The sequence below is a fragment of the Actinospica acidithermotolerans genome, from assembly GCF_018139625.1.
GTDB classification, from domain to species: Bacteria; Actinomycetota; Actinomycetes; order Streptomycetales; family Catenulisporaceae; genus Actinospica; species Actinospica acidithermotolerans.
On sequence record NZ_JAGSOH010000289.1, the window covers coordinates 1 to 1088 of the forward strand.

The 1088-nt window shown below is 72.9% G+C and carries 1 protein-coding gene; it reads left to right on the plus strand.

Annotated features, from left to right (window positions below; genetic code table 11):
• The coding region (locus KDK95_RS34725) for an HAD-IC family P-type ATPase (RefSeq protein ID WP_212522601.1) at positions 1-1088 on the plus strand (1088 nt) is incomplete at both ends.

The following is a 1088-nucleotide window of genomic DNA, read 5'->3' on the forward strand; positions in this document are numbered from 1 at the left end:
CCCCCATCCCCCTCCGCGACCGGCTCCTGACCTCTGCCGTCCTCGCCGTCCCCGTGCTCCTCCTCTCCATGATCCCTGCGCTGCAGTTCCGCGACTGGCAGTGGCTCGCCCTCGTGCTCGCCGCGCCGGTCGTCGTCTGGGGCGGCCTGCCGTTCCACCGCGCGGCCTGGGTCAACCTGCGGCACGGCGCCGCGACGATGGACACGCTGATCTCCCTCGGCACGATCGCGGCCTTCGGTTGGTCGCTCTACGCCCTCTTCTTCGGCGGCGCCGGGGAGCCGGGCATGCGGATGAACTTCTCGCTCACCGCGAGCGGCGGCGCCGACACCATCTACCTTGAGGTCGCCTCCGCGGTCACCGTCTTCATCCTGCTCGGCCGCTACCTCGAGGCCCGCGCCAAGCGCAGCTCCGGCGCAGCCCTGCGCGCCCTGCTCGAACTCGGCGCCAAGGAGGCGACGCGCCGCAGGCCCGACGGCACCGAGGAGCGCATCGCCATCGAGGAACTGGCCGTCGGTGATCTCTTCATCGTCCGCCCGGGCGAGAAGATCGCCACCGACGGCGTGGTGCTCGAGGGCGTCTCGGCAGTGGACACATCGATGCTCACCGGCGAATCAGTCCCCGCGGAGGTCGGCCCCGGCGCCGAGGTCAGCGGCGGAACCGTGAACAGCGGCGGCGTGCTCGTCGTCCGCGCGACCGGGGTCGGCGGCGACACCAAACTCGCCCAGATCGCCGAGCTCGTCGTCCGCGCCCAGACCGGCAAGGCCGCCGTCCAGCGCCTCGCCGACCGCGTCGCCGCGATCTTCGTCCCCGTCGTCATCGCCCTGGCCCTCGCCACCCTGGCCGCCTGGCTCCTCGCCGGCGCCGACGTGGCCCGCGCTTTCACCGCGGCCGTGGCCGTGCTCATCATCGCCTGCCCCTGCGCACTCGGCCTGGCCACCCCCACCGCCCTCCTCGTGGGCACCGGCCGCGGCGCCCAGCTCGGCCTGCTCATCAAGGGCCCCCAAGTCCTCGAATCCACCAGGCGAGTCGACACCATCGTGCTCGACAAGACCGGCACCGTCACCACCGGCCGGATGACCCTCCTAGCC